Origin of the sequence: Rahnella sp. PCH160 (assembly GCF_047784855.1) — a bacterium.
In the GTDB taxonomy this organism is placed as follows: domain Bacteria; phylum Pseudomonadota; class Gammaproteobacteria; order Enterobacterales; family Enterobacteriaceae; genus Rahnella.
This window is the reverse complement of record NZ_JBLOGT010000002.1, coordinates 336276-361259: the sequence shown is the minus strand read 5'-3', so window position 1 is coordinate 361259 and position 24984 is coordinate 336276. Positions and strand designations below refer to the sequence as shown.

Below are 24984 nucleotides of genomic sequence, written 5' to 3'. Positions count from 1 at the left end.
TTCGGAGTAGAAATGTTAATTGGACCTATTGTTAACAGCGGCGCCATTATCCTTGGCGGCCTGTTAGGGGGCTATCTTGGCGTCAAAATGCCAGAGCGACTGAGAACCTCGCTGCCCCAGACTTTTGGTTTATGCTCGATGGCGCTGGGTGTCGTGCTGCTGGTGAAAATGCACAGCATGCCGGTGGTGATTCTCTCGGTGATCCTCGGCGCGGCCATTGGTGAACTGTTTTATCTGGAGCGTTATATTGCGCGTCTGGGCAATATGGCGCGCGGGATTGCCTCGCGTTTTGCCCCTGATACCGGCATGGATCAGAGCGTCTTTACGGAAAAGTTTGTCGCGATTATTGTCCTGTTCTGTGCCAGCGGCACCGGTATTATCGGCGCGATGACCGAAGGCATGACGCATGATCCGAATATCCTGTTTGTTAAAGCGATTATGGATCTGTTCACGGCGGCTATTTTTGCCACAGTGCTGGGTTATGCGGTGGCGCTGATTTTTATTCCACAGTGGATTGTGCAGTTTCTTATCGCCTCGGCGGCGGTGTTCATTCTCCCGCTGACGAATGCAGAAATGATGGGGGATTTCACGGCAGCAGGGGGCTTTATTATGCTCGCCGCCGGTTTCCGTATCAGTGGAATCAAATCTATTGCGGTAGGAAATTTATTACCGGCGTTAATTCTGGTGATGCCCATTTCGCACTACTGGAGCCTCTTCATTCACTGATCAATAACAGACAAAGCCACTTCATTGCGAAGTGGCTTTTTGTATACTGAGCGTGACACCGCCGGACTAAAAAGAAGGGAAAGATGGATCTGAAAAGAATGCGTTACTTCTGCACCATCGCTGAACAAGGTTCCATCAGCAAAGCCGCGAAGGTGCTGAATATCGCACAGCCTCCGCTCGGTAAACGCCTGCACGAACTCGAAGAAGAAATCGGTTCGCCCCTGTTCATCCGCACCACTAAACAGATGATTCTCACCGAGGCCGGACGTTTTCTTTACCGCAAATCCAGTGAAATTCTCAGCCAGGTCAACAGTATCACGCGGCAGGCGGTGGATATCGCCTCGCAAAAAAAGCGTACGGTTCACATCGGCGTTTCCTATCTTTATCTGCGCTATTTCAATACGGTATTTCTCGATCTTTACCGCAAAAATCCTGACTGGGATCCGAACCTTCTGGTGTCTGAATCCACGTATCTGGAAGAACTGGTGATGAACAAAGCGCTGGATATGGCGATGATTCAGACGCCCGCTGATATCCGCTCTTTCTATGTCCGTGAGTTTGAGCCGATCAAACTGGTTGCCGTCGTTTCCACCGGGCTGGCCGAAAACCTGCCGGAGCGCACGCTGACTTTCTCTGATTTATCCGGCTTGCCACTGATCATGCTCCACCGTATGGGCGGCGAGGGCACGTATGAAGTGCTGCTCAACCGTTTGTATGAAGAGGTGAAAGATGTGAACGTAATTATGAAAGTGTCCGAGCCGAGGCTGGTGATCGAAATGTTCCGTGACGGCCTGGCGGGCGCGGCGCTGATGCCGGAATCGGAAGTCGGCGAAAGCAAACATTTCCGGGCATTTAAAATCGAGCAAAAAGAGCGGCTTTTCCGCCCGGCGATCATTACGCTGCATACCGAAAAAGACTCCTTTTTGCCGGGGGAGTGATTTTTGTCATGGGAAGGTGAGGTGCACTATAATCAGCCTTCACACGCTGACTGGACGACCAGAGACTCAGCCTGATTATTCAGGGACGACCCTGACTGTTATTCCTGAGGATGTGTTATGGCCTGGCTTTATCTTTTTTTAGCCGGAATTTTCGAAGTTGTCTGGTCGACCGCAATGAAAGAATCCCACGGATTCACCCGCCTCATTCCCAGCCTGATCACGGTATTTTTCATGCTGCTCAGCGTCGTATTACTGGCGATCGCCATGAAAACCCTGCCGCTTGGCACGTCGTACACCGTCTGGGTCGGCATCGGCGCTATCGGCGCATTCATTCTGGGCGTCACGATGTTCGGCGAAAGCATTAATCCGCTGCGGGTGATCGCTGTTTTGCTGATTTTCGCGGGCCTCATTCTGCTGAAAGTGGCAACGAAAGAGTGACGGGGTAAAACTCCAGATACAACAAAGCCGCTCTGTAACAGGAGCGGCTTTTGTTCTTAAATCTAAAAATTCAGCAAATCATTTGTACAATACAGCAGTACCGTGAATGCGGTTCTGACCACCGGCTTCGATGATTTTATAAGAGGTTGCACCGGCGGCAGCGGCTTTAGCGGCGAAGGTGGATTCCAGACCGTCCAGTGTGTTGTCGGACGCTGATACAGTACCGATTTGCGCGGCGAAGCTACCAAAAGATACAGTGGCGAGTGCTGCTGCGATAACGAAAGTTTTGATGGTTTTCATGATGTCATTCCTTCTCAGTGTCTGTTGGGTGAAGGCGGCTGCCTTCGATGAGAAGAAGAATAGCGCCGCTGGGTTCGGATGAATAACGGAGGGATTTGCTGATAAAGGTCAAAATATTTGAATGATTTTCTGCGCCATCGGATTTTCCCTTTTCGGAGGATTCGCTTTCAACCGGCCCGCCATTTACCGCTATCACATGCCGTGTTCTGGCATACTTTTTTAAAAGCGACGGACGTATATAAATGAGCAGGGAACCGCAGTTCCCCAAGGGAGGTCATTCATGGCGACGGAATATTATCTGCGCAGGCAGCTCGAAGTGATGATGGCTGATCCTCAGAACCGGGATTACAGCTATTCAAACGAAACGGATCCGCGAAAAAGGCTGGAGTGCCTGACGCGTCATTACAACGGCCATATCCGCCAGCGTGCGGTTTTGTGTCTGGGGCTGATGAAAGAGGGCGAAGCGCTGCCTTCAATCATTAAGCGGGTGAATGACTGGGCCAGTCAGGTGCGCGATGCCGCCCGTCAAAGCATCCGGCAGTTTATGACTCCCGAAAGCGCCGGATGGCTTGTGGCCTGTTTGCCGGATTTCTATGCCTTGCTCAACACCTGGCGCGATAACCACGCTTTACTGGTCGATGAGATTGTCAGCTTTCTCGCCCGTACGGAACACTGCGCGGCGTTGATGAGCGGATTAGTTTCGCCGAAAAGAGACGTGGCACGGCACGCGCTGGCGCTTTTACTGGAACATCAGCTGCTGGCGGTGGATTTTATTTTTGAAAGTACGCGCAGGCATAAGAATGCGACCGTCAGGCTGGTCGCTGCGCGTGCATTACTGGCACAGCCTGAATCGGTCACGCAGGAATGGCTGCTTACGCTGTTAAAGGATCGCTACGCGCCGGTCAGACAGGCGGCGCTGAGTCACGTTACTGATGAGGGCAGAGACGTACCGGTTTCGTTGTTGCTTGAGTTACTGTGCGACAGAAATGAAGTGGTACGAAAACGTGCGGCGAAATTACTGATTGCGCGCGGGCAGCCGGTTATTGCGCACTATCTTTCAATATTCAGCGATGAAAACCAGAAATTATCCCGGCGGCGCATCGCGCTCTTAGGGCTGGACGAGCAGAAATACGAAAATGTCCTGGCGCTGGCGGCGGATTGCCTGAAAAGCCCCAATACGTCGTTATGCAAAACGGCGCTGCAAATTACGGTTCACGGTTTGCAGGAAAATGCCCGCGAGGTGTTGCTTGAGGCGATGGCGCATCCGGCATATCCGGTGGCGATATTTGCCTGCCGCCACTTTGTGAAGATGAAACTGTATATCCGGTTGAGCGAGATTCAGCAGAATCAGGCGGTTGCGCCTTCAGTAAAACATCAGCAACTGTATTTCTCGCTGGCTGCCCGGCTTAACCGGTGGGACAGGTAGCAATTTTTGCTGATGAATGCGAATAGCGCGGATGCGGCGTTACTGCGTCAGGCGCTGAGCGACTGGTCGCGGGATTTGACTCACGCGTATCACGAGCCTTCCCGCGAGCAGAAAAATGAGTTGCTGGCGTTACTCAGACAATATCCTGATATCGCGCTGCGAGACCGGCCTTACGTCCTGCAAATACTGGCGTAATAAATAACAGATGCCCCTTTTTCGGGGCATTTTGTTAAAACCTTTCGCCTTCCAGCGAGGCATCGCACAACGCGTACACTTCGCCCCAGCCTGCGCCGGAGGTCAGCAACTGGCGGATGTGCAGGGCAACGTCGGCGCGGCGGACTCGGCCGTGTGCTTCGGTTTGGATAAGATGCGCCTTACCGGTGGCTTCACCGTTTACCAGACCGCCCGGTCGCAGAATACACCACGCCAGCGTGCTGGTTTGCAGCCAGCTTTCGGCCAGGGATTTCTCACGTACCGCCTGTCCGAACGCCTGTTTTGCGCGGTCGGATAAGGTCGGCCAGCTGTTGCCGCAGCCGATGGACGTCACCAGCAACATCTGGCGTATGCCGGTTTTTTCAGCGGTATCAACAATCAGACGGTTAGCCGTGTAGTCGGAGAATTTTCCGCCCAGCGTCGACACAATTTGTGCGTCCGCGCCGGCCATCTGGCAGGCCTGCAACACATCTTCCGGATTCAGCGCGTCGCCCGAAATCACGGTGACGCCTGCCGCACGGAGATCTTCCGCCTGCTCAGGATTACGGATAAGTGCCACAACCGGGCGCTCCTGCGCGCTAAGGGCGACAAGTTCAGCGCCGACGCCGCTGCCAGCGCCAAAAATCAGCAAAGTATTCAAGGATAGTTCTCTCTCTCAGCCAGAAGGGTGGGAAGGGCGCGAAATGCGTGCAACTGCTCAGTCAGAAGCTGGCGATGGCTGTCACGCCCGACGAAAACCTTGAGCATCGCATAACCGGATGCGTTTAAAAACCAGACACTTGCTGTGCTCATTCCCATAAATGGCCGTTCGACCAGCGCGATATGCTGGCAGTTCGTCGCGCGGATATGCCCGCTCATTCCCTGTTTTCCACGCAGGTTGAAATAGCCATGACGATGCGTGCCGGTGGGCAACGTGCCGTGGAATTCGAGGATCAGATCCTCATTATTCACCAGTGTTGTGACCTCGCCCCATTCCGTGATGTTGGTCCATACCGCGTCGAACTGACTGCCGGAAAACAGGTGGCTTTCGGGTAAATGCCGGATCACCGTCAGCGGCGTTACGTCATATTCGCGGGCGATATCCTCGACGGTGCCGTCAGGCCGGGTGGAGAGAAAGTCGGTCAGTTTTTGCAGGTTATCCGTGTGCATGGTTGTCATTCCGTAAGGTCAGTTGAGGAACCAGAATTTGCAGGGCCTGCAGCATATTGCTGGCCCAGAAACGTCCGGCGGGAGTGAGGTTAAAACGCGGGCCGTTGCTGTGCATCAGGCCGCACGCTTGCCACTGTTGCAGCAACGGTTCAATCGGGAGCGGGTCCTCGACGATGCGGCTCAGATCATAGCGTCCGGCTTCGATGCCGCCTTGTAAATCCAGCCGCCAGCGGTGTTCACCGGCAGTGGCGGCGGTCATCATCATGATCGGTTTTTGCCCGGCATCGAGCTGCTGATAATAAGCGTCCAGGCTGCGCATCGTCATGTAAGACTGGCCACCAAGATTGCCGCCTGCGCCGCTGCCGAACGCCAGACAGTCCGCGCCCTTTTTGATCAGCAGATTATAGAGGTTACGTTCGCGGGTAGTGCGCGCCCAGTGGCTGTTGCTGATTTGATGCCAGCCGTCGCGCGCCAGGAACGCTTCGCCTTCCAGATAGAAATCGCGGCGCATGCTGACATCGGGCAGGGTCACGCGATTGTTCTCGACGGCTTTGCCCAGCGGCGTGGACGGCAGCAAATTCAGCGCGTACAGATCGACGCCGTCGAGCGGCAAATCCCGGACAATCTGTAAATCTTCCTGCCACGACGCGCGGGTCTGTTCCGGCAAACCAAACATCAGGTCACAAACGACGGCGGCTCGGTCGCGTTCGCCCAGTTTACGCAGGAAATTAATGGCTTCATCGCGATCGGCGCGGCGGCCCATGCGCTGACGGATACGCGTGTCGAACGTCTGAATACCGACGGAAAACCGGTTAGCACCGGCGTCCAGACAGGCATCAATTCGCTCGTCATCGAAATTCAGAATGCGGCCTTCTACCGTGATTTCGCAATCTGGTGCCAGCGGCAAACTGCGGCGCAGCGTCACAATAATCCGGTGTAGCTGGCGTGCGCTGAGCGCCGTTGGCGTGCCGCCACCGAAATACACAGCGTGGATCGGTGCGGACTGGTGCAGCGTCGAGCTGGCTTCCTGTTCGATTTCGCGGATCAGGTAATCGCAATATTGTTCGGTGGCTTCCGCTTCCAGCTTGTTCTGGTAGAACCCGCAAAATTTGCAGTGCGTCGCGCAAAAAGGAATATGCAAATAGACCAGACGTTTGTTCGCAGGCAGCGTTTTCTGGCAAAGCGCCTGCCATTGTGCAGGAATCTCTTGCGGAGGGACGGGTTGCTGAGGCCGCCAGGGCATCACTGCCCAGCGGTCCGGAAACGGCAGGCCCTGGTCGGCAGCATAAAAGCGCGTGAGGTCTAAGCTCATGGGGTCTTCTTCTCCTGAAGAAACAATCATTATCGCTCATTAAACGATAATGATTATCATTCGATCAAACACTACCCGCGCATTCGATGATCTGTATCAAGTTAAGATTTGTGAGGGTTTTGCCAAGAAAATCAGATTACCGCCTGGCTTTATCCCGGCGCGGTCTTACCGCGATATCCGTAATCTGCGTATCGTCGCTGGCGCTGACCACCAGACGCACAGCGGTGGCCACAGATTCTGGCGTACTGTATTCACGCGGATCTATCGCATCAAAATTGCCCTGACTTTCACGCGTTTTGCGGTTCATCGGCGTGTCCGTTGGCCCCGGCGCAACCGTGGAAACGCGCACACCTTGCTCTGTTTCTTCCTGGCGTAACGCATGGGCGAGGGCGCTCAGTGCGAACTTTGAGGCGCAATACACCGTATTTCCGCCTTCCGCTTTAGTGCCCGACCCCGAGCCGATAAATACGATCTGACCTTCCTGTTTTCTCAGCGCCGGTAATGCCTGACGGGTGAATTCGGCCGGTGCAAACACGTTAATAGAAAACTGTTTTTGCCAGTCCTCGGGCGTTGCCTGCTCAAGGCGCAGCGGTTTGGAAACCGCCGCAGAATGCACCAGCACATCAATCACCGGCAACTCACGAACAAACTGCTCAACGGCGCTGAAATCCAGCAAATCGATTTCAACTGCTTCCACATTTTCAATCAGCCGCAGTGCAATCAGACTGTCTTTATTGCGGCCAAGCGCATAAACCAGATGGTCGCGTGCCAGATTGTGAACAATGGCCAGCCCGATACCGCTGGTTCCGCCGGTGACAATGGCGACAGGGAGTGAACTCATGATGTTTTCCTTATGGTTTTTATTCAGACTAGCATCCTGCAGATGTGTGATCGAGGCACTTAATTGGCTTAGCTTTTATCGAAAACGAGAAAGACCGTCATTGTTTTCTATTGACCAGTCTGTTTTGAACTACAATTTTTTCACCCCTACAGCGCCAGAGAGCGCAAGACAACGATAACGAGAATAACCAGATGATCATTTCTGCATCAACGGACTACCGCGCGGCGGCAAAAAGTAAACTGCCGCCATTCCTGTTTCACTACATCGACGGCGGCGCGTACAACGAACACACCCTGCGCCGTAACACTTCTGACCTGGCCGATATCGCACTGCGTCAGCGCATTCTCAAAAACATGTCCGATCTCAGCCTAGAGACACAACTGTTTGGCGAAAAACTGGCGATGCCGGTGGTGCTGGCACCCGTCGGCCTGACCGGTATGTATGCCCGTCGCGGCGAAGTTCAGGCGGCGCGCGCGGCAGCCAAAAAAGGTATCCCGTTCACGCTTTCCACTGTTTCTGTTTGCCCGATAGAAGAAGTCGCACCGGCCATCGACCGCCCGATGTGGTTTCAGCTTTACGTCTTAAAAGATCGCGGATTCATGCGTAACGCGCTGGAACGCGCGCAGGCGGCAGGCGTGAAAACGCTGGTCTTTACCGTCGATATGCCGGTGCCCGGCGCACGTTATCGGGACGCCCATTCCGGCATGAGCGGCCCCAATGCTGCTGCGCGCCGCATGTTGCAGGCCGTTTTGCATCCGCAATGGGCGTGGGACGTCGGCATCAACGGCAAACCGCATGACCTCGGCAACGTATCTGCCTATCTCGGTAAACCGACCGGGCTGGAAGATTACATCGGCTGGCTGGGTACCAACTTTGACCCGTCGATCTCGTGGAAAGATCTGGAGTGGATCCGTGAATTCTGGAAAGGCCCGATGATCATCAAAGGCATTCTGGACCGGGAAGACGCCAAAGACGCCGTGCGGTTTGGCGCAGACGGCATCGTGGTATCGAACCACGGCGGCCGCCAGCTCGACGGCGTACTTTCCACCGCGCACGCGCTGCCCGCGATTGCCGATGCCGTGAAAGGCGACATCACCATTCTTGCCGATTCCGGCATCCGCACCGGCCTGGACGTGGTCCGCATGATCGCGCTCGGCGCCGACAGCGTGTTGCTCGGCCGCGCCTTCGTCTACGCACTGGCCGCGGCAGGCGAGGCGGGTGTCATCAATCTGCTGACTCTGATCGAAAAAGAAATGCGCGTCGCCATGACGCTGACCGGTGCAAAATCCATTTCAGAAATCAGCGCCGAATCGCTGGTCTATGGGCGAAGTGTGCGGTGATTTGATGCTGGAAAGACAGCGATAATTTCGGTGAGGTGTCGCTGTTTTTTATTTAGTGCTAAGCATATGTGAATATTGTTAATCCCCGTTATTTCATTCGTTCCTGATTATTTATTCGAAATAAAAATCATCCTGTCAGATTTTTTAATTTTATGAAGAATAGGTTTGTTTATTATTATTTCAACGAATTAAATCAATCTTGCAACTTGCAGAGTTAGGAAAAATAGCTCTGACACTATCATCAATATCTTTACCAGAAAACCAAGTTGATGAGCCACTTTCAAGACTTAGTAGTCACTTTCCTCCTGACGAGTTCCATCATAATTTGTGATGATTTTGCTCATCGGACTGATAAAAACACTGCATCGTCTTGGCGTAAATACGGCTAACAGTAGCCATATAATTCTCGGGCCTTTGAAGCGCATCAAAACAGGTTTATCTTGCTGCGGAATCTTCACCCATAAATATTGGCGAAAATTCTATTGGGGTTATAGGGGGTCGCGCCGATTGAGCTCATGGACAAACAGTGGTCTGCAAAGACTAAATTCTGCGTATTGCTGTCAATATATTCATCTTCGAAGAAGCAAATTCCTTCTTCGGCCGCAAGCCGTGAAATAAACGCAAAATCAGTTTCCATAAACTGAACACAGAATTCCCTAATCGGATGCGGGGAACGGCAGCGCATTTCGTAAGTCGTAATACCCATTTCCCTGAGGAGGGTATCGAAAATGGACGCGATATCCTGATTCTGGAAGCTACGACAGTTTTGTCGTTGACCACTGCGCCAAAACTCAGGAAACACGTTGAGATGATAGAGCGTCTGATGTTTACCGGTATCCCCTTGTTCGCAAAGTGTCACTATGCCACGAACACGTCGTTGTACTTCTTCGCCTTGCCAGATGGTCAATGTTGCCGTTTCATCGAGCAGGTTTTCGAATCCAATAGCAGGTTCACTGCTCGCTAATGTGACTTTCAGACAAAACAGGGTTGATAGCGACTGAGTGAGATCAAAATCAACCACGACAAAGGTGTCTTCTGGCAGTTCACCTGAGGCGAAGGTAAAACGGGTTCCATTAATCGCCATACTGTAAGTCCCTTAACGTGCCGGTGGAATTTTTTATCAGAATGTCGTTATTTCAATGAAACATCATTCAAATAAATACGTTAATAATCAATTGGATACATTTCAAGGGGCAGGAAATTATACTGAAAAATGAATGCGCTCTGTTAACCCGGTCACAAAAGTGAAAATAGTTAAATAATTCTCATGGCAATTAACGAAAGCGCTTAGTGGACTTTTTTTCCTATTTATTAATTAACTCACATCTCAATTTTCCAGATATCCATGGGAGAAATGCGTATAAGCCACGGCCTGTAAATATGTCAGCATAGATTTGTCCGGGTTAATCCGCGGGGCGCCATCACTCCAATTAAAAAAGTTAATTTTAGGGAATGTCTATGCTGAAAAATATTGCTTTGCCGGTTTCTAAATCGCTTTCTATTGCCGGTCGTCTGACGGCTGTTGCAGCATTGCTTTCCTCTTTGTCCGCCTGGGCGGCAGAGCCGTTACGCGTGCAGGCCGATCCGGTGCCTCACGCGGAGATTCTGGCGTATGTGCAGAAAATCGACCCGAGCCTGAATCTCAAAGTGATCGAAATTCCGAGCGGGGTGAATCCGAATGAATTACTGGCGCACGGTGACGTAGACGCCAACTATTTCCAGCATGTGCCGTATTTACTGTCACAGGAAAAAGCGCTGCATGAAAAATTCGAAGTTGCCGCGACGGTGCATATCGAGCCGCTGGGCGTGTATTCCAGCCGCCACAAAAGCTACGCGGAAGTGCCGCAAAACGGCACCGTTGCTGTGCCAAATAATGAAACCAATCTCAGCCGCGCGCTGTATTTACTGCAAAGTCAGGGGCTGATTACGCTCAAAGCAGGCTTCACCGACCCGGCGAAAAATCAGGCCACGCCGCGTGATATCGCCACCAACCCGAAAAACCTGAAGATTCTGGAAGTGGAATCTCCGCAAATTCCGCGTTCTTTACCGGATGTCGATCTGGCGGTAATTAACGGTAACTTCGCGCTGGAAGCTGGGCTGAGCCCGGCGAAAGACGCACTGGGGCTTGAGAAAGCGCAGGGGAATCCTTACGCGAATATTCTGGTGACGACCGAAAAACTCAAAAACGACCCGCGGATTAAGCAACTGGCGAAGGATCTGGAATCGCCGCAAGTTGCGGAGTTCATCAAAGAGAAGTTTAAGGGATCGGTGTTACCGGTGGCGGCTGCGAAGAGTTAATCAGTCCATCAACAGAAAGACAGCCTCAGCGCAAATCCTGAGGCTGATTTCTGGTTTAGCCTTTTTGTTAATCCCTTCTGATATCCTTACTCACCATATTTATTAATATTTCACCGTTATTCCTGAATATACATTTTGAAACACTTGTATGCCAAAAACCGCTAAAGGAGAACACCCCCTGTGCCGGTACGAGTTGAATGTTCAATCATAATTCAAAGCCACAGTCTTTTCTGACGCCGGGTTTTTGAGGCGGGCAAGGAAACTGGGCTGATCAGGACAAACGCACGGATATGGAAATCATAAGACTCGTTACACATTTTCAGCGCTTCAGATGCCGGAATGTCGCCCTTTTAGCGGCGCTGCCCTTATTGGTTTCCGTTGCGACATACGCCGCCTCGCTCAGTCCCGCCGACCGCGACAGTATCGAACAACAACAGCGGCAGATTCTTCAGCAGAACCAGCAACAGCGTCAGGAGCTGGAGCGCAGCACGCCACTCACGTCCGCGCCGCAGATATCACCACAGCCCGGCGGCCCCTGTTTTGATATGCATTCCATCACGCTTCTTGGCGCAGACTATCTGCCGACCGGCGAGCAGCAAAAACTGATTCAACCTTATCTGCAAAAATGTCTCGGTAACGGTCAGATTAATGCGCTCGTGAAGCAGGTTTCAGACTGGTACATCGGGCAGGGTTTTATCACCAGTCGTGCGTTTCTGACCGAACAGGATTTGTCCTCCGGCACAACCAGCCGGGTTTTGGAAGTGACATAAAAAGCCGTGCTCAGAAAACGGGCCAGCAATATCAGGGTCAAAGTGTTTATCAGTCGACGGACAATATCGGTGATTATATCAAAAAAGGCGATCAGTTATACTTAGATGGACAACATAAGGATCATATTGAAGCTTTTGATAAAAGAGGGAATTTTAGGGCTGTGTTGAATCTTGATGGTTCAATGAATGAGGCTAAAACTATATGCGATAACGATCCTTTAGCTATCCAATGTGCGTTAACAAGCAACTGTCTTGTGCGTGGCTATGAGACCAAGATTATTGGTGAGTTCAAACTTTGACAGTCAGCTATGAGCGAGAAGCTGAAGTTGATCGCGGCTAAATGACTAGCTAAGTCGTAGCGATACACTATTTAGATCTCAGTTATTTTGGTCTATTGTTCAATCTTACAAGTGGTTATCTGCCCGGGAAGTAGAAATGCATCAGAAATACGTTTTTGTTAACACAGTCCACCTGCAGAAGATTTTTGCCGTTTACGCGTCACTTCCGGAAGGTAACAGCTGAATGTCTGATGAACAGGAAACAAGACTAGAAACCGCCCTGCAACGGGCGGCCGACCATCCGGCAGAACGGCCGGAGTTTTACCGGACACTGATGGCCTCATCGCTGTATGTCCTCGGAACTTCCGGTGGGGAAGCCGTTGATGACCATGTCGATCTGAAAGCGGGAGATCATATATCAATACATCACTGGGAAAAGCCGGACGGCACAACAGTTATCCCGGTGTTCAGCTCTCTTGTTGCCCTGCAGCGTGCCATCGAGGTCGAAAGCAAATACCTTAAACTGCCGGCGGGAGATTTTTTCGAAATGACGCAAGGGCAAGGGGTGCTCCTGAATCCCCGGTCCGACTACGGCAAGGAGTTTGTGCCGGAGGAAATCGAATCGCTGCTGGCGGAAGGCACCAGCCGATTGCCACAGTCCCGGGTGGTGGAGGAAAAAACAAAGGTATTCCTCGGTGAGCCGGCGGTGATGCCGGACAGGATGCTGATAGAGCTCTCTGCCTTTTTTGCAAAATACCCGGGTGTCAGGCGCGCTTACTTGGCGCTGATGCACGACCCCGCGGTCGATGAAAGGCCTCACTACCTGGTGGCCGTGGACCTGACCGGGGAAGTGGAAAAGGTGATGCGAGGTGCAGGCCTAGTGGCAGGGGATGCGTCGCCGGACGGGCAACCGGTGGATTTGCTCCGCCTGGGTCAGAACAGTGGCGGGCTGGAATCGCATATCACCACGCAGTTTAAACCGTTTTATGTCCGCAGTATTAAGCAAAGGCTGCTGGCCATGTTTGAGCGTTAACGCCAGGCGCGCCAGAATGGTCCTTCCTGTCGCAATGGTGATTTGGGTTATCATTTCGCCGTTCTGACTAGTTCCCCGTTTATTAACATAGACTGATTTAGCAACTTCCGCTTCTGGCACGAAGCAGACATGCACGCGTGAATGGTGCGCGTTGAGCGAGATATAGTCATTCGCACCCTGAGAATTACACTATTAAGTGATTCAGGGTATGCGCTTGCTGGTTACGAGTATTGAGCGAGAATCACGTGATGATCGCCGCTTTTCTTTCGAGCCAGTAGGTGCTCCACGTTCGCTAACGAATACTCAGGGCATGCAGATAAACTGCTGGCTATATTTCTTTCGAAGAGCGTGGAATGCATACCAATCCCCGATAAAAAGGAGTTGGTGATGACTGTGACTAATCAATTTGCTGCGCACGTTGGTCTGGACTGGGCGGATAAAAAACACGATGTCTGTGTTCAGTTTAAAAACGGTGAACGCGTATTCGATGTGATTGAACATACAGCAGAAGCGCTTGATGCCTGGCTTACTGAGTTACACCAGAAAGTAAAAGGCAGAATCGCCATAGCTCTCGAGCTGAAGAAGGGCCCCGTGGTATATGCTCTTCAAAAATATCCCTTTATCACCGTTTTCCCCGTCCACGCTTTGTCCCTGGCTCGTTACCGTCAAGCCTTCTCGCCCAGCGGCGCTAAAGATGACCCGCAGGATGCAGAGCTGGCATTAGAGTTAATGCTGCGTTATCCCCAAAAGATAAAAGCTATTGAACCCGACAATGCGGATATTCGCTTACTTCAGCAACTGGTTGAGCAACGTCGTCAGTTGGTTGAAGACAAACGCCGCTTTGTGAATCGCCTCATCAACACGCTTAAACAGTATTATCCTCAGCCACTGGAGTGGTTCTCACATCGGGGTAGCTTACTTTTGTGTGAGTTGATTATCCGGTGGCCCAGTCTGCAACAACTGAAACGAGCCAGGCGCGACACGACCCGAAATTTTCTGAATGCCAGAGGTGGCCGCGCAATGGCCCTTACCGAGCAACGTGTTGCGAGTATTGATAATGCGATCCCATTGACGACAGACCCGAGTGTTATAGAGGCTAATGCTTTGATGGCAACAGCACTGGCGACACAAATTAAAGTCGTGAGTGAAATCATCAAAACCTATGACGAACGAATCGAAACGCTGTTTGACACATTGCCAGATGCGGGGCTGTTCAAATCACTTCCGGGCATGGGGCCGTGTATGGGCCCACGGATGCTTGCTGCACTTGGTGATAACCGTGACCGGTTTAACAGCGCTGAAGAAATTCAAAACTATGCAGGTATTTCACCGGTGACCGAACGAAGTGGCCAGAAATCATGGGTTCACTGGCGATGGCAATGTGCCAAGTTCGTCAGGCAGACCTTTGTCGAATGGGCTGCGAAGACGATTAACTCATCATACTGGGCCAGACTTTATTATCAGGGACTGCGAGAAAAAGGAAAATCTCACCAGTCTGCAATCCGGGCTCTTGCCTTCAAATGGATAAGGATCATTTACCGCTGCTGGAAGACCAGAACCCAGTACGACGAAGCAAAATATTTGCTGGCTCTCGAAGCGCGACACTCGCCCTTACTGAAGCCATAAAAAGCTTGTCGAATGTCTCAGGGCGTGAAGCGGACATTTAATTAAGAAAACTGCGGATTATCTAAGACTGATAACTTTTCTGGATACTGATTAATAATCAGTTATGAACCAGTCCGCCATCAACAGCATACTGACTGCCGGTCACGTAGGATGCATCATCGGAAAGGAGGAAAAGTGCAACTGCAGCGGCTTCTTCAGCTGTTCCGACTCGGCCCAAAGGAACCTGGCTTACCACAAAATCCTCGAACTGCTGACGAGACTCTTCAGGCATAAAATGTCTGAAGTTCGTTTCAATCGGACCCGGTACCAGTGTATTGGCGCGAATGCCGCGTTCAGCCAAGGCAGACGCCCAGCTTTTAACCATAGCGACAACGGCGCCTTTCGTTGCTGCATAAAGGCTGGTCATTGCCGCACCTTCATAAACAGAAGAAGACGAGGTGACAAGAACAGATGCGTATTGGTTTAGTAAATCGGACAGTACTGCCAGCTGCAGCATCGGGCCACGGACATTAGCATTCATCATGTGGTTAAACGCATCTGCCGTTACAGACTCCAGAGAGCCTACCTCTGCGAAGCCAGCATTAAGCCATAACCCATCAAGCGAGCCCCAGCCGCTTATTGCTGTCTGCAGTGCAGTTATGTCTGCTTCGCTTGCAGCATCGCTTTTCAGAATAAGCGATGTTTCAGGCAATAGGCTGCGGGCGCGTTCCAGCCTTTCTTCATTGAGCCCTGTAATGGCTACATGACCGCCTTCTCTGACAATCCGTTGAGCACCGGCCAACCCCATACCGCTGGTACCGCCAGTAATCAGTATGCGTTTTCCCTCAAATCTGCTCACCTTTATCCCCTCATTTGGCTTTAAAATCATCCAATACCTTACGTAAAATAAACATCAGCCGTCATCTGTTTCAACAGGAAACTATGATCTTACTGCTTTAACGTCCGAATCTGGCACATATGAGACTTTATTAACTTCACTCCTTCATTATTCAATAGTGACTCGTCAGGCACACTTACAGTCATACTGATATTGTACCTTATGTAAAATAATGAAATTCAATAGGTTATTTTTTATTGGAACCAGGCATCCCATTTTTCCCCCTTACGGATCATAGTATTTATAATAGTGACGAGTTTGCGCATGCAGGCTACGAGTGCCAGTTTTTTAGGTTTTCCAGCCGCAAGCAGACGTTGATAGAATATTTTAATGGCGGGATTAAACTGGGTGGCCACAAGAGCCGCCATGTAAAGCGTTGCCCGGACACCGGCCCTACCACCAAACGTGGTTCGTTTACCTCGCATTTTTCCTGAGTCTCTGCTGGGCCTGAGTCTCAGCGAATAGTCGTAGGGTCAGCGGGGCCGGTCATCAGGCCGGTTGCGCCGCGGACGACTTCGATGCGTTCGAAAAGCGCGGTGTCGGACTGGGAATCACCCAGATCCCATCGCGGGTCGAAGGTGGTTGGAATGCCATCGACCATGTAGTTATCGATTAAAAAGCCACGGGCGTAATAGGTACGACGGTCAAGATCCGAGACGCTTTCCTGAATCCCGGTGGTGTTTTTCAGCACATCACCGAGTGATTGCAACTGCTGATCCTGCATACGCTGCTTGCTGATGATACTGACAGACTGCGGAATGTCGCGCGTGGTAAGCGCCATTTTGGTGCCCGCAGTGGTGACCGGCACGCTGTAATCGGTGGCGGCAGTGTCAGTATTCGCGGCGTTATTTTGGCCGGTAACCACGACGGTATCATCGGGCTTATTCGCCGTGTTTTCGGCGGCATAAGCAGAATGCAAAGAAGATGAAATAAAAACGGCAATAACAGAAAGTGAAAGTTTCTGTCCTAAATTATGATTCCTGATGTCTGATTTAACTGACTTTTTCCCTGAAACGGATAACATTTTATTAATCTCCGAAAGATTATTTTATATTTTTTAGCCACGGCTTTTTGTTATTCATGACGCGATAAAACACTCAGCAAGGCCCTCCGGGGTCCCCCGTAAAGAAGGCCGGAATGATGAAGAGTAGGCTTGGTTAATAAAGCGAATGAGAATAATACGTATTGAGTTTAACTGTGTAAATAATTATTACCATTCTGTCATAGCGAGTTTGCTTTTCTCTTTTTTAGCCATTAAGAAATCTAGACATCTAAACGTTCGTTTTGTAGAGTGTCATTCACCTGCTGAATTACTGTTTGATTCAGATAAGAAAAAAGCGAGGCGGCGACACAATGATCAGTAACATTAAAATCCTCGATGGCGGAATGGGCCGTGAACTGGCCCGGATGGGCGCACCGTTTCGTCAGCCCGAATGGTCGGCGCTGGCGCTGATCCAGGCACCGGAATTTGTCCGCAGGGCGCACGATGCTTTCATCACGGCCGGTTCCGACGTGATCACCACCAACAGCTACGCCGTCGTGCCTTTCCATGTGGGTGAAACCCTATTTGCGGAGCAGGGCGCAGCGCTGATTGCGCTTTCCGGAAAACTGGCGCGGGAAGCGGCGGATGCGGCAAAAAGGCCGGTGAAAGTGGCAGGCTCTCTGCCGCCGGTTTTGGGCTCATATCGCCCGGATTTATTCGAACCGGTTGCGGCGAAAAAGCTGCTGACAGTGCTGGTGGAAAATCTCAAAGACACCGTGGATTACTGGCTGGCTGAAACGCAAAGTTCCGTTGCCGAGGTGGAAGCAGTGCGTGAAGTCCTGACGGATGTCCTGGGCGATGACCCGCGTCCGCTGTGGTTCTCTTTTACATTACAAGATCAGCTTAACGATCATGGTCAGGCGCTACTGCGCTCCGGCGAATCCATTGAACAGGCGGTTGACGCTGTGCAACGCTTATCCGCCAGTGCGATTTTGTTCAACTGTAGCCGCCCGGAAGTGATGGCGGCTGCCGTTAATGCAGCCCGCGCCGCAAACACTTCTCTCGATATCGGCGTTTATGCCAACGCTTTTGAGCCTGCGGATAACAAACGCGGTGCTAATGAGGGGTTAAGCAAAATGCGTCAGGACACCGATCCTGCCGGATATCGGCAATTCGCCGAAGACTGGGTGGCGCAGGGCGCAACGATGGTTGGCGGCTGCTGCGGTATCGGGCCGGAACACATCGCGGCATTGAAAAAAGCATTCAGCCAATAAAATCAAAAACATCAGCCGCTGGACGGACTGAATTTAGGGGCGTCATCGCCTCAGTGACAGGGGAAAAACATGATTGATCGTCGTTCGTTTATTAAAAGTGCGGGGGCACTTTCCATCGCTGCTGCCACGCATTCTTTGTGGCTGGGTAACGCATTTGCCGCTGAAGCGGAAAAGCCGAAAAAAGGCGGACATTTAGTGGTGGGCGTCGATAACGCCTCCAGCACCGACCGTCTGGATCCGGCATTCTGGTTTGAAACCTACATGTATTTCGTCGGCTCTCAGGTCTTCAATAACCTGGTGGAAATCGACGAAAGCGCCGGGCTTGCGCCATCGCTGGCGGAATCCTGGTCATCTGCCGATGGCAGCAAAACCTGGGTGCTGAAAATCCGTCAGGGGGTGCAGTTCCACGATGGCCGCTCGCTGGGCGCGAAAGACGTGGTGTATTCCCTGAATCACCACCGTGGCGAAAAATCCACGTCGCCGGTCAAAGGATATCTGGACACCGTCAGTTCACTTGAAGCGACCGGCGAACACGAAGTGACCGTCAAACTGACGGCACCGGACGTGGAATTCGTCTGGCTGCTGAGCGCGGTGCATTTTGCGATCACCGCCGAAAACGAAAACTTCGACAAAGGCATCGGCACAGGCGCGTTCATTCTGGAGAAATTCCAGCCTGGCGTGACCACGCTGACCAAACGCAATCCGAACTACTGGAACAGCGAACGCGGGCACGTGGATTCCGTCGAAACGCTGGCGATGAACGACTCTACAGCGCGCGTGGCGGCGCTGGTCAGTGGATCCGCGCACCTGATTAACCGCGTGAATCCGCGCATTGTCAGCCGTATCGAACGTATGCCGAACCTGAAACTGGTGCGTGCGAAAGACAGCATGATTTACACCTTCCCGGGGCTGTCGAATCTGGCACCGTTCGATAACGTTGATGGCCGTCTGGCGCTGAAATATGCCATCGACCGTCAGCAAATTATCGACACCGTGCTGGGCGGATACGGCACCGTCGCCAACGATAATCCGATCTTCCCGTCGAACCGTTACTTTGCTAAAGACATTCCGCAGCGTCCGTATGACCCGGAAAAAGCGCAGTTCCACTGGAAAAAATCCGGGTTCAGCGGCCCGCTGACGCTTAATGTCGCGGACGCCGGTTTCCCTGGCGCGGTCGATGCCGGTCAGCTTTATCAGCAATCCGCGGCGAAAGCCGGGATCAACCTCAACGTGGTTCGCGTGCCGGACGACGCCTTCTGGAATGATATCTGGCAGAAAAAAGCGTTTGTATCGTCTAACTGGGCGAACCGTCCGACTGCCGATGCGCTGCTCTCTCTGGTGTTTACCAGCCAGTCTTCGTGGAATGAATCGGCGTGGCACGTTCCGGCCTTCGACGCGATGGTAAAAGCCGCGCGGGGCGAGCCGGATGAAGCGCGCCGTAAGCAGATTTATCACGATATTCAGGTGATGCTGGTTGATCAGGGCAGCGAAGTCATTCCGCTGTACGCCGACGCGCTCGACGGCTGCTCTTCCAAAATTAAAGGGTTCACCTCCGTGCCGGGTATGCCGCTGAGCGGTAACCGTGCGGCAGAGAAAATCTGGATCGAAAGCTGAGCCGGTAAGAGAATAATGTCAGAACTTCCTTCTGTAAAAACAACACAACGGCCTGCGGGCCGTTTTTCGCTGAACCGTGTTTCACCGGACGGCTCGCTTTTGCGCATGGTGCTGGTGCGCCTGTTTTATGGCGTGCTGGTGGTGCTGGCGGTTTCCGTGCTGATTTTTGCCGGTGTGCAGTTACTGCCGGGCAACGCCGCGACGGCGATCCTTGGCCAGAGCGCGACGCCGGACGCCATCCGCGAGCTGAACTTACAACTCGGGCTGGATAAACCGGCGGTCAGCCGTTATCTGAGCTGGCTGTTGGGCGTGCTGCACGGCGATTTCGGCACCAGTTTTTCCACCCGCGAAGCCATCAGCGGCCCGCTTTTTACGCGGCTTGGCAATACGCTGTTTCTGGCGGGATGCACTGCCGCCATCGCGGTTCCGCTGGCGCTAATCATCGGGTTTATTTCCGTGCGTTATCACGGCAGTGTTATCGATACTTTCCTGAATGCCATCACCCGCGCCACTGTTGCGCTGCCGGAATTTTTCTCCGGTTATCTGCTGATCCTGATTTTCGCCATTACGCTGGCCTGGGCACCAAGTAACAGCAGTATTTCACCGGACATGCCGCTGGCCGCCAAACTTTCTGCGATTTCCCTGCCGTGCGCGACGCTGGTGCTGGCGATCCTCGGGCACATGAGCAGCATGACCCGCGCCGCGTTAATTGCTGCGCAAAGCTCCGCGTATGTCGATACCGCGCTGCTGAAAGGGCTGTCGCCTTCGCGCATTTTGTGGCGTCACGTTTTGCCGAACGCCATCGGCCCGATTATCAACGTCGTGGCGATCAATCTGGCGTATCTGATGGTCGGCGTGGTGATTGTCGAGAACGTATTTGTCTATCCGGGGCTGGGGCAGTACATGGTCGACAGCATCAGCAAACGCGATATTCCGGTCATGCAGGATTGCGCGCTGTTGCTGGCCGGGATTTATATCCTGCTGAATTTGCTGGCAGACGTGATGGCGCTGGTCGCCAATCCGCGTTTACGCCATAACCGCTAAATTTTTAGGAACTGCTGCAATGCCTGGCTTAAAACCTGCCTCGATACTCGGCCTGCTGGTGCTGAGTCTCTTTATACTTATCGCGATTTTTGCGCCGTGGCTCGCGCCGCACGCACCGGATAAAACGCTGGGGATGTCGTGGGATCTGCCGGGGCCGAATGCGCTGCTGGGGACGGATAATCTCGGACGTGATCTGCTTTCGCGTCTCATCTGGGGCACCCGTGTTTCGCTGGGCGTCACCGCGCTGGCGGCGCTGGTGGCCTTTTCGGTCGGCTGCACGCTGGGCTTTATCGCCGGATTACGCGGCGGCTGGCTGGATCAGGTGATTTCCCGCTGCAACGATATCGTGATGGCGATCCCGACGCTGATTCTGGCGCTGATCGTGCTGGCCGTTCTGCCGAAAACCTTGCTGACCCTGACGCTGGTTCTCGGGCTGCTTGAATCCACCCGCGTGCTGCGCGTGGCGAGATCGCTGGCGACGGATATCGGCGTGATGGAATTTGTCGATGTGGCGCGTCTGCGCGGCGAAAGCCTTGGCTGGATCCTCTGGCGGGTGATTTTGCCTAATGCCTTACAGACGCTGATTGCCGAATTTGGCCTGCGTTTCATTTTCATCTTGCTCTTCTTGTCGGCGCTGTCGTTCCTCGGCCTGGGTGTTCAGCCACCGACCGCCGACTGGGGCGGACTGGCGCGGGACAATAAAGACGGCATTCTGTTTGGCGTCTGGGCGGCACTGATCCCCGGTGGCGCGATTGCCGTGCTGGCGCTGGCGGTGAACGCCGTCGCCGACTGGCTGATGAGCGGTTCGACCCGCGTCTGGGGGAAAAAATCATGAGCGATGTATTACTCAAAACAGAAAATTTGCGCGTGGTGTCCGCCGGTAAAAACCCGCGAACGCTGGTCGATGACATTTCTTTTACCGTCAAACGCGGCGAAGTGCTGGGGCTGATTGGCGAGTCCGGCGCGGGGAAATCCACCATCGGGCTGGCAATTCTCGGCCATTGCCGTCAGGGAATGCGCATTCATTCCGGCAGTATTGTCTTTAACGGGCAGGACCTCACGTCGCTCTCTGACCGGCGTTTACGCCAGATCCGAGGGCGCCATATTGCCTACGTGGCGCAGTCAGCCGGTGCGGCATTTAACCCGGCGATGACGCTGGGCGAACAGGTGATTGAAGCGGCGCTGAAACACAAAATCTACAACCGCCAGCAGGCACAGGCGCGTGCCATTGAACTGTTTGAGCTGCTCGGTTTACCGCAGCCGCAGGCGTTTTATCAGCGTTATCCGCATCAGGTTTCCGGCGGTCAGTTGCAGCGCGCGATGATTGCGATGGCGCTGTGTGCGAACCCGGAACTGCTGATTTTTGATGAGCCGACGACCGCGCTGGATGTCACCACACAGCTTGGCGTGCTGAAAGCCATTGCCGATGTGATCCGCATTTCCGGCGTGGCGGCGATTTATATCAGTCATGATCTGGCCGTTGTCGCTCAAATCAGTGACAAAATCATGGTGTTGCAGCACGGAAAAACCGTGGAACAGGCACCGACCGCGCAACTGCTGGCGCAGCCACAGCAGGAATACACACGGCGTCTGCTGAATGCGCAGGGCGAAGCCAAAACGCCGCAAACCGGTGACGCACCGGTGGCGCTGAGTCTGCGCAATATCAGTGCGCGTTATCAGTCGCAGCCGGTCTTGCAGGATATTTCGCTGAACCTGCCACGTGGGCGCACGCTGGCGGTGATCGGCGAATCCGGTTCGGGTAAATCGACGCTCGGCAAAGTGATTTGCGGATTGCTCAGCCCGGAAACAGGGGAGGTGACGCTGGAACAGCAAACGCTGCCGGCGGGTTTGCGTCAGCGCAGCCGTCCGCAGTTGCGCGATGTGCAACTGATTCATCAGATCCCCGATACGGCGCTGAACCCGAAAGAGCGCATTGGCGGGCAGATTTCCCGCGTGCTGGAATGTTTCACCGGGCTGAACCGCCTCGAGCGGCAGGCTAAAGTCAGCGAACTGCTGGCGCAGGTCGGCCTTCATGCGGAACTTGCAGAGCGTTTCCCTTCGGCGCTGTCCGGCGGTCAGAAACAACGCGTATGCATTGCGCGGGCGCTGGCGGCGGAGCCAAAACTGATTGTGTGTGACGAGCCAACGTCAGCCTTAGACCCGCTGGTGGCGCGTGACGTGCTGGCGCTGCTGCGTAAAATTCAGCAGGACACCGGCATCGCCTACCTGTTTATCACGCATGATTTGCAGGTGGTGCGCGAGATTGCCGATGAAGTGGCGGTGCTGAAACAGGGCGTAATTGTGCGCCAGGGGCCGGTGGCGTCTGCGCTGAGTGAACCGCTGGACGATTACACCCGCGAGTTGCTGCATTCGGTACCGGAAATGCGCACCGGCTGGCTGGCGGAAATGTTCGCCAGCTAATACGCGGGGACTTATGGAAATTATCGCTGCAATCCCGGACCTGAGTCAGGCTGGCTCCCTCCCCTGCGAAGGGGAGGAGTAAATCGCAATCCCTTTTTTGTACAGTAATAAACCTTTCTGATTCATTTCTCTTTACACTTCCCTAATAATTCATTCACTAAAGATCTCTTTATTTTTACCGATAACCTTCCTGAGCCGTCAATATTTTTAAGGCCATTATCCCCGCTTTAAAAATTAATTTCAGATAAGGGATATCGGATTATTTAAAAGAGAATTAGCAGTAATTTCGCTATGCAATCATTAGCAGTCTGAATTGTGTTGTATTCATTTATTGGCCGGGAATTTAGGGAGTGATAATGTTTCGAATGATCAACAATATGCGGGTGGGTGCCCGTCTGGGGGCCGCATTCAGCCTGGTAATTCTGTTATTAGTCATCGTCAGTGTGACGGCGGTAACCAAAATAAACGGCATTAACGCCACGATTGAGCAAATAGTCAACGATCGTTATGTGAAAGTCCGGCTGGCATTTGATGTCCGCGACGGTGTCAATAACCAGATTAAATTTTTGCGCGGAATTGTTATCGATACCAAAAATCCTGAGCAAAACCAAAAACGCTATTTACAACTTGATGACACCGTTAAAGCAACTAATCTGGCGATGAGCAAAATTGCAGCCATTCAGACAACGGTGACCGGCAAGCAAAAAATCAAAGCCTTGCAGGATGCCAGCGATGCCTTTGAAACCGGCAAAGAGTCGCTGATCGCCCTGGCCCGTGCCGGTGATATAGACGGTGCAACCGAATATGTGCTGCGCAAACTGACCATCCCGCAAAACGCCTATCTCGATCTGGCGACCGCTTTCGCCAATTCTCAGGATGAGCAGTTGCAGGCCGAAGGCAAAAAAGCCGTGGCAGACGGGCATACCGCCATCCAGCTCACGCTGATTTTCTCCGCACTGGCGATTCTGTTAGCGGCGGCGATGGGCTATTTCCTGGCCCGTTCCATCACCCGTCCGCTGCTTAATGCGGTGAAAGTGGCCGAAAATGTGGCGGCAGGCGATCTGACCACGCAGATTCAGGTGAGCTCCAGCGACGAAACCGGCCAGCTTATGCAGGGCCTGAAAAACATGAACGAAAATCTGCTCAAGATCGTGACAGAAGTTCGTGCCGGGACGAATGCCATCAACAGCGCGTCCAGCGAAATTGCAGCCGGAAATCTGGATTTGTCCTCCCGCACTGAGCAGCAGGCCAGCTCGCTGGAAGAAACCGCCTCGGCGATGGAACAGATGACCGCGACGGTGAAACAGAACGCTGATAACGCGCGTCAGGCCAATCAGCTTGCGGCGCAGGCTTCCCGCGTGGCGGTGCAGGGCGGCGAAGTGGTCGGGCAGGTTGTGAACACGATGGAAGGCATTAATGTCTCTTCGCGCAAAATTGTCGATATCATTTCGGTCATTGATGGCATTGCATTCCAGACCAATATTCTGGCGCTGAACGCTGCGGTAGAAGCCGCGCGTGCCGGTGAGCAGGGGCGTGGGTTTGCCGTGGTGGCTTCTGAAGTGCGCAATCTGGCGCAACGTTCCGCCAGTGCCGCGAAAGAGATCAAAGTGCTGATCGACGATTCCGTCTCGAAAGTCGATAACGGTACGCAACTGGTTGCCAAAGCGGGCGCAACGATGGCCGAAGTGGTCTCCAGCGTGAAAAACGTCACGGATATCGTGGGTGAAATCGCCATTGCCAGCAACGAACAAAGCACCGGTATCGAAGAGATCAACAAAGCCATTAACCAGATGGACGAAGTGACGCAGCAGAACGCCGCACTGGTTCAGGAAGCGTCTTCAGCAGCATATTCGCTGAATGAGCAGGCGGAGCGTCTGTCGCAGGCCATCAGCATTTTCAAAGTCAGTCCGGGCACGGCGGCATCCGCCGTGCGCAAAGCGACGCAGGCAAATTCCCCGGCGTTGCTGCCAAACCGCCGTGTCTCGCCAGCCGCCAGCGCTGATGAAGGCTCGTGGGAAACGTTCTGATTTTCTGATTTTTTCTGCGTATTTCTCAAAGCCCGGTACTCAGTATCGGGTTTTTTA

At 53.0% G+C, this 24984-nt stretch carries 23 protein-coding genes and 2 pseudogenes; 16 read left to right on the top strand and 9 right to left on the bottom strand.

The genetic code is table 11. The features are described 5' to 3' along the window. Positions 1–12: 12 nt before the first annotated feature. The 3 genes from ACM5QY_RS24560 to ACM5QY_RS24550 all read left to right on the top strand — a co-directional run bounded on the left by ACM5QY_RS24560 (position 13) and on the right by ACM5QY_RS24550 (position 2102). Complete coding sequence (locus ACM5QY_RS24560) at positions 13–726, top strand: DUF554 domain-containing protein (protein ID WP_416123259.1); 714 nt, start codon at positions 13–15, stop codon at positions 724–726. 83 nt (positions 727–809) lie between these two features. After that, the gene (locus ACM5QY_RS24555; protein ID WP_416123258.1) at positions 810–1664 is read left to right on the top strand and encodes a LysR family transcriptional regulator; all 855 of its coding nucleotides are present in this window, start codon (positions 810–812) and stop codon (positions 1662–1664) included. A 117-nt stretch (positions 1665–1781) separates the two neighbouring features. Further along, positions 1782–2102: a DMT family transporter gene (locus ACM5QY_RS24550; protein WP_416123257.1), complete on the top strand. Its 321-nt coding sequence runs from the start codon at positions 1782–1784 to the stop codon at positions 2100–2102. Positions 2103–2180: 78 nt separating this feature from the next. On the opposite strand, the gene ACM5QY_RS24545 is transcribed toward ACM5QY_RS24550, so the two are convergent. Continuing rightward, on the bottom strand, positions 2181–2402 hold the full coding sequence (locus ACM5QY_RS24545; protein WP_416123256.1) for a YdgH/BhsA/McbA-like domain containing protein: 222 nt from the start codon (positions 2400–2402) through the stop codon (positions 2181–2183). Between the two features lie 280 nt (positions 2403–2682). Between ACM5QY_RS24545 and ACM5QY_RS24540 the strand changes: the two genes are divergently transcribed. Then, the gene (locus ACM5QY_RS24540) at positions 2683–3828 is read left to right on the top strand and encodes a HEAT repeat domain-containing protein (protein WP_416123255.1); all 1146 of its coding nucleotides are present in this window, start codon (positions 2683–2685) and stop codon (positions 3826–3828) included. Positions 3829–3840: 12 nt separating this feature from the next. Beyond that, positions 3841–4023: a hypothetical protein gene (locus ACM5QY_RS24535; protein ID WP_416123254.1), complete on the top strand. Its 183-nt coding sequence runs from the start codon at positions 3841–3843 to the stop codon at positions 4021–4023. A 34-nt stretch (positions 4024–4057) separates the two neighbouring features. Here ACM5QY_RS24535 and ACM5QY_RS24530 read toward each other — a convergent pair whose 3' ends face one another. From ACM5QY_RS24530 to ACM5QY_RS24515, 4 genes are all read right to left on the bottom strand, one after another. Next, positions 4058–4681: an NAD(P)-binding oxidoreductase gene (locus ACM5QY_RS24530; protein WP_416123253.1), complete on the bottom strand. Its 624-nt coding sequence runs from the start codon at positions 4679–4681 to the stop codon at positions 4058–4060. Next, entirely contained in the window at positions 4678–5199 is a 522-nt protein-coding gene (gene hutX, locus ACM5QY_RS24525; RefSeq protein WP_416123252.1) for a heme utilization cystosolic carrier protein HutX, read from the bottom strand. The genes ACM5QY_RS24530 and hutX overlap by 4 nt, the downstream gene beginning before the upstream one ends. Then, the gene (gene hutW / locus ACM5QY_RS24520; RefSeq protein WP_416123251.1) at positions 5177–6502 is read right to left on the bottom strand and encodes a heme anaerobic degradation radical SAM methyltransferase ChuW/HutW; all 1326 of its coding nucleotides are present in this window, start codon (positions 6500–6502) and stop codon (positions 5177–5179) included. The genes hutX and hutW overlap by 23 nt, the downstream gene beginning before the upstream one ends. 136 nt (positions 6503–6638) lie before the next feature. Then, entirely contained in the window at positions 6639–7343 is a 705-nt protein-coding gene (locus tag ACM5QY_RS24515) for an SDR family oxidoreductase (protein ID WP_416123250.1), read from the bottom strand. 191 nt (positions 7344–7534) lie between these two features. On the opposite strand from ACM5QY_RS24515, the gene lldD reads away from it, so the two are divergent. Further along, positions 7535–8683: an FMN-dependent L-lactate dehydrogenase LldD gene (gene lldD, locus ACM5QY_RS24510; RefSeq protein WP_416123249.1), complete on the top strand. Its 1149-nt coding sequence runs from the start codon at positions 7535–7537 to the stop codon at positions 8681–8683. 454 nt (positions 8684–9137) lie between these two features. Here lldD and vgrG read toward each other — a convergent pair whose 3' ends face one another. Then, complete coding sequence (gene vgrG, locus ACM5QY_RS24505) at positions 9138–9767, bottom strand: type VI secretion system tip protein VgrG (protein WP_416123248.1); 630 nt, start codon at positions 9765–9767, stop codon at positions 9138–9140. 374 nt (positions 9768–10141) lie between these two features. Here vgrG and ACM5QY_RS24500 point away from each other — a divergent pair, with 374 nt between their 5' ends. From ACM5QY_RS24500 to ACM5QY_RS24485, 4 genes are all read left to right on the top strand, one after another. Continuing rightward, on the top strand, positions 10142–10981 hold the full coding sequence (locus tag ACM5QY_RS24500) for a MetQ/NlpA family ABC transporter substrate-binding protein (protein WP_416123247.1): 840 nt from the start codon (positions 10142–10144) through the stop codon (positions 10979–10981). 290 nt (positions 10982–11271) lie between these two features. Continuing rightward, complete coding sequence (locus ACM5QY_RS24495; RefSeq protein ID WP_416123246.1) at positions 11272–11751, top strand: POTRA domain-containing protein; 480 nt, start codon at positions 11272–11274, stop codon at positions 11749–11751. Positions 11752–12273: 522 nt separating this feature from the next. Beyond that, complete coding sequence (locus ACM5QY_RS24490; protein ID WP_416123245.1) at positions 12274–13062, top strand: enhanced serine sensitivity protein SseB C-terminal domain-containing protein; 789 nt, start codon at positions 12274–12276, stop codon at positions 13060–13062. A 387-nt stretch (positions 13063–13449) separates the two neighbouring features. Continuing rightward, positions 13450–14688 carry an IS110 family RNA-guided transposase gene (locus ACM5QY_RS24485; protein WP_416121892.1) on the top strand — a complete coding sequence of 413 codons (1239 nt, stop codon included), beginning with the start codon at positions 13450–13452 and terminating at the stop codon, positions 14686–14688. Between the two features lie 97 nt (positions 14689–14785). Here the strand turns inward: ACM5QY_RS24485 and ACM5QY_RS24480 are convergent, their stop codons facing one another. The 3 genes and pseudogenes from ACM5QY_RS24480 to ACM5QY_RS24470 form a co-directional block, all read right to left on the bottom strand. Beyond that, the gene (locus ACM5QY_RS24480) at positions 14786–15526 is read right to left on the bottom strand and encodes an SDR family oxidoreductase (protein WP_416123424.1); all 741 of its coding nucleotides are present in this window, start codon (positions 15524–15526) and stop codon (positions 14786–14788) included. Between the two features lie 233 nt (positions 15527–15759). Further along, positions 15760–16008 (bottom strand): annotated as a pseudogene (locus ACM5QY_RS24475) (transposase); the annotation flags it as partial. A gap of 23 nt (positions 16009–16031) precedes the next feature. Continuing rightward, a pseudogene (locus tag ACM5QY_RS24470) lies at positions 16032–16589 on the bottom strand (TonB-dependent receptor plug domain-containing protein); the annotation flags it as partial. 329 nt (positions 16590–16918) lie between these two features. Between ACM5QY_RS24470 and ACM5QY_RS24465 the strand changes: the two are divergent. The 6 genes from ACM5QY_RS24465 (at position 16919) to ACM5QY_RS24440 (ending at position 24927) form a co-directional block, all read left to right on the top strand. Further along, positions 16919–17821 carry a homocysteine S-methyltransferase family protein gene (locus ACM5QY_RS24465; protein WP_416123244.1) on the top strand — a complete coding sequence of 301 codons (903 nt, stop codon included), beginning with the start codon at positions 16919–16921 and terminating at the stop codon, positions 17819–17821. Between the two features lie 72 nt (positions 17822–17893). Beyond that, positions 17894–19435, top strand: coding sequence for an ABC transporter substrate-binding protein (locus tag ACM5QY_RS24460; protein ID WP_416123423.1), 1542 nt, complete (start codon positions 17894–17896; stop codon positions 19433–19435). 105 nt (positions 19436–19540) lie between these two features. Beyond that, a complete protein-coding gene (locus ACM5QY_RS24455) occupies positions 19541–20479 on the top strand; it encodes an ABC transporter permease (protein ID WP_416123422.1) in 939 nt (312 codons plus the stop codon). Between the two features lie 19 nt (positions 20480–20498). Further along, positions 20499–21314 carry an ABC transporter permease gene (locus ACM5QY_RS24450; RefSeq protein ID WP_416123243.1) on the top strand — a complete coding sequence of 272 codons (816 nt, stop codon included), beginning with the start codon at positions 20499–20501 and terminating at the stop codon, positions 21312–21314. Beyond that, the gene (locus ACM5QY_RS24445; RefSeq protein ID WP_416123242.1) at positions 21311–22900 is read left to right on the top strand and encodes an ABC transporter ATP-binding protein; all 1590 of its coding nucleotides are present in this window, start codon (positions 21311–21313) and stop codon (positions 22898–22900) included. Before ACM5QY_RS24450 ends, ACM5QY_RS24445 begins: the two co-directional genes overlap by 4 nt. 356 nt (positions 22901–23256) lie before the next feature. Continuing rightward, complete coding sequence (locus ACM5QY_RS24440; RefSeq protein ID WP_416123241.1) at positions 23257–24927, top strand: methyl-accepting chemotaxis protein; 1671 nt, start codon at positions 23257–23259, stop codon at positions 24925–24927. Positions 24928–24984: the final 57 nt, after the last annotated feature.

Coding starts and splice junctions, on each gene's coding strand:
- ACM5QY_RS24560 (WP_416123259.1), top strand. CDS start 13: ATGTTAATTGGACCTATTGTTAACAGCGGCGCCATTATCCTTGGCGGC.
- ACM5QY_RS24555 (WP_416123258.1), top strand. CDS start 810: ATGGATCTGAAAAGAATGCGTTACTTCTGCACCATCGCTGAACAAGGT.
- ACM5QY_RS24550 (WP_416123257.1), top strand. CDS start 1,782: ATGGCCTGGCTTTATCTTTTTTTAGCCGGAATTTTCGAAGTTGTCTGG.
- ACM5QY_RS24545 (WP_416123256.1), bottom strand. CDS start 2,402: ATGAAAACCATCAAAACTTTCGTTATCGCAGCAGCACTCGCCACTGTA.
- ACM5QY_RS24540 (WP_416123255.1), top strand. CDS start 2,683: ATGGCGACGGAATATTATCTGCGCAGGCAGCTCGAAGTGATGATGGCT.
- ACM5QY_RS24535 (WP_416123254.1), top strand. CDS start 3,841: ATGAATGCGAATAGCGCGGATGCGGCGTTACTGCGTCAGGCGCTGAGC.
- hutX (WP_416123252.1), bottom strand. CDS start 5,199: ATGACAACCATGCACACGGATAACCTGCAAAAACTGACCGACTTTCTC.
- hutW (WP_416123251.1), bottom strand. CDS start 6,502: ATGAGCTTAGACCTCACGCGCTTTTATGCTGCCGACCAGGGCCTGCCG.
- ACM5QY_RS24515 (WP_416123250.1), bottom strand. CDS start 7,343: ATGAGTTCACTCCCTGTCGCCATTGTCACCGGCGGAACCAGCGGTATC.
- lldD (WP_416123249.1), top strand. CDS start 7,535: ATGATCATTTCTGCATCAACGGACTACCGCGCGGCGGCAAAAAGTAAA.
- vgrG (WP_416123248.1), bottom strand. CDS start 9,767: ATGGCGATTAATGGAACCCGTTTTACCTTCGCCTCAGGTGAACTGCCA.
- ACM5QY_RS24500 (WP_416123247.1), top strand. CDS start 10,142: ATGCTGAAAAATATTGCTTTGCCGGTTTCTAAATCGCTTTCTATTGCC.
- ACM5QY_RS24495 (WP_416123246.1), top strand. CDS start 11,272: ATGGAAATCATAAGACTCGTTACACATTTTCAGCGCTTCAGATGCCGG.
- ACM5QY_RS24490 (WP_416123245.1), top strand. CDS start 12,274: ATGTCTGATGAACAGGAAACAAGACTAGAAACCGCCCTGCAACGGGCG.
- ACM5QY_RS24485 (WP_416121892.1), top strand. CDS start 13,450: ATGACTGTGACTAATCAATTTGCTGCGCACGTTGGTCTGGACTGGGCG.
- ACM5QY_RS24465 (WP_416123244.1), top strand. CDS start 16,919: ATGATCAGTAACATTAAAATCCTCGATGGCGGAATGGGCCGTGAACTG.
- ACM5QY_RS24455 (WP_416123422.1), top strand. CDS start 19,541: ATGGTGCTGGTGCGCCTGTTTTATGGCGTGCTGGTGGTGCTGGCGGTT.
- ACM5QY_RS24450 (WP_416123243.1), top strand. CDS start 20,499: ATGCCTGGCTTAAAACCTGCCTCGATACTCGGCCTGCTGGTGCTGAGT.
- ACM5QY_RS24445 (WP_416123242.1), top strand. CDS start 21,311: ATGAGCGATGTATTACTCAAAACAGAAAATTTGCGCGTGGTGTCCGCC.
- ACM5QY_RS24440 (WP_416123241.1), top strand. CDS start 23,257: ATGTTTCGAATGATCAACAATATGCGGGTGGGTGCCCGTCTGGGGGCC.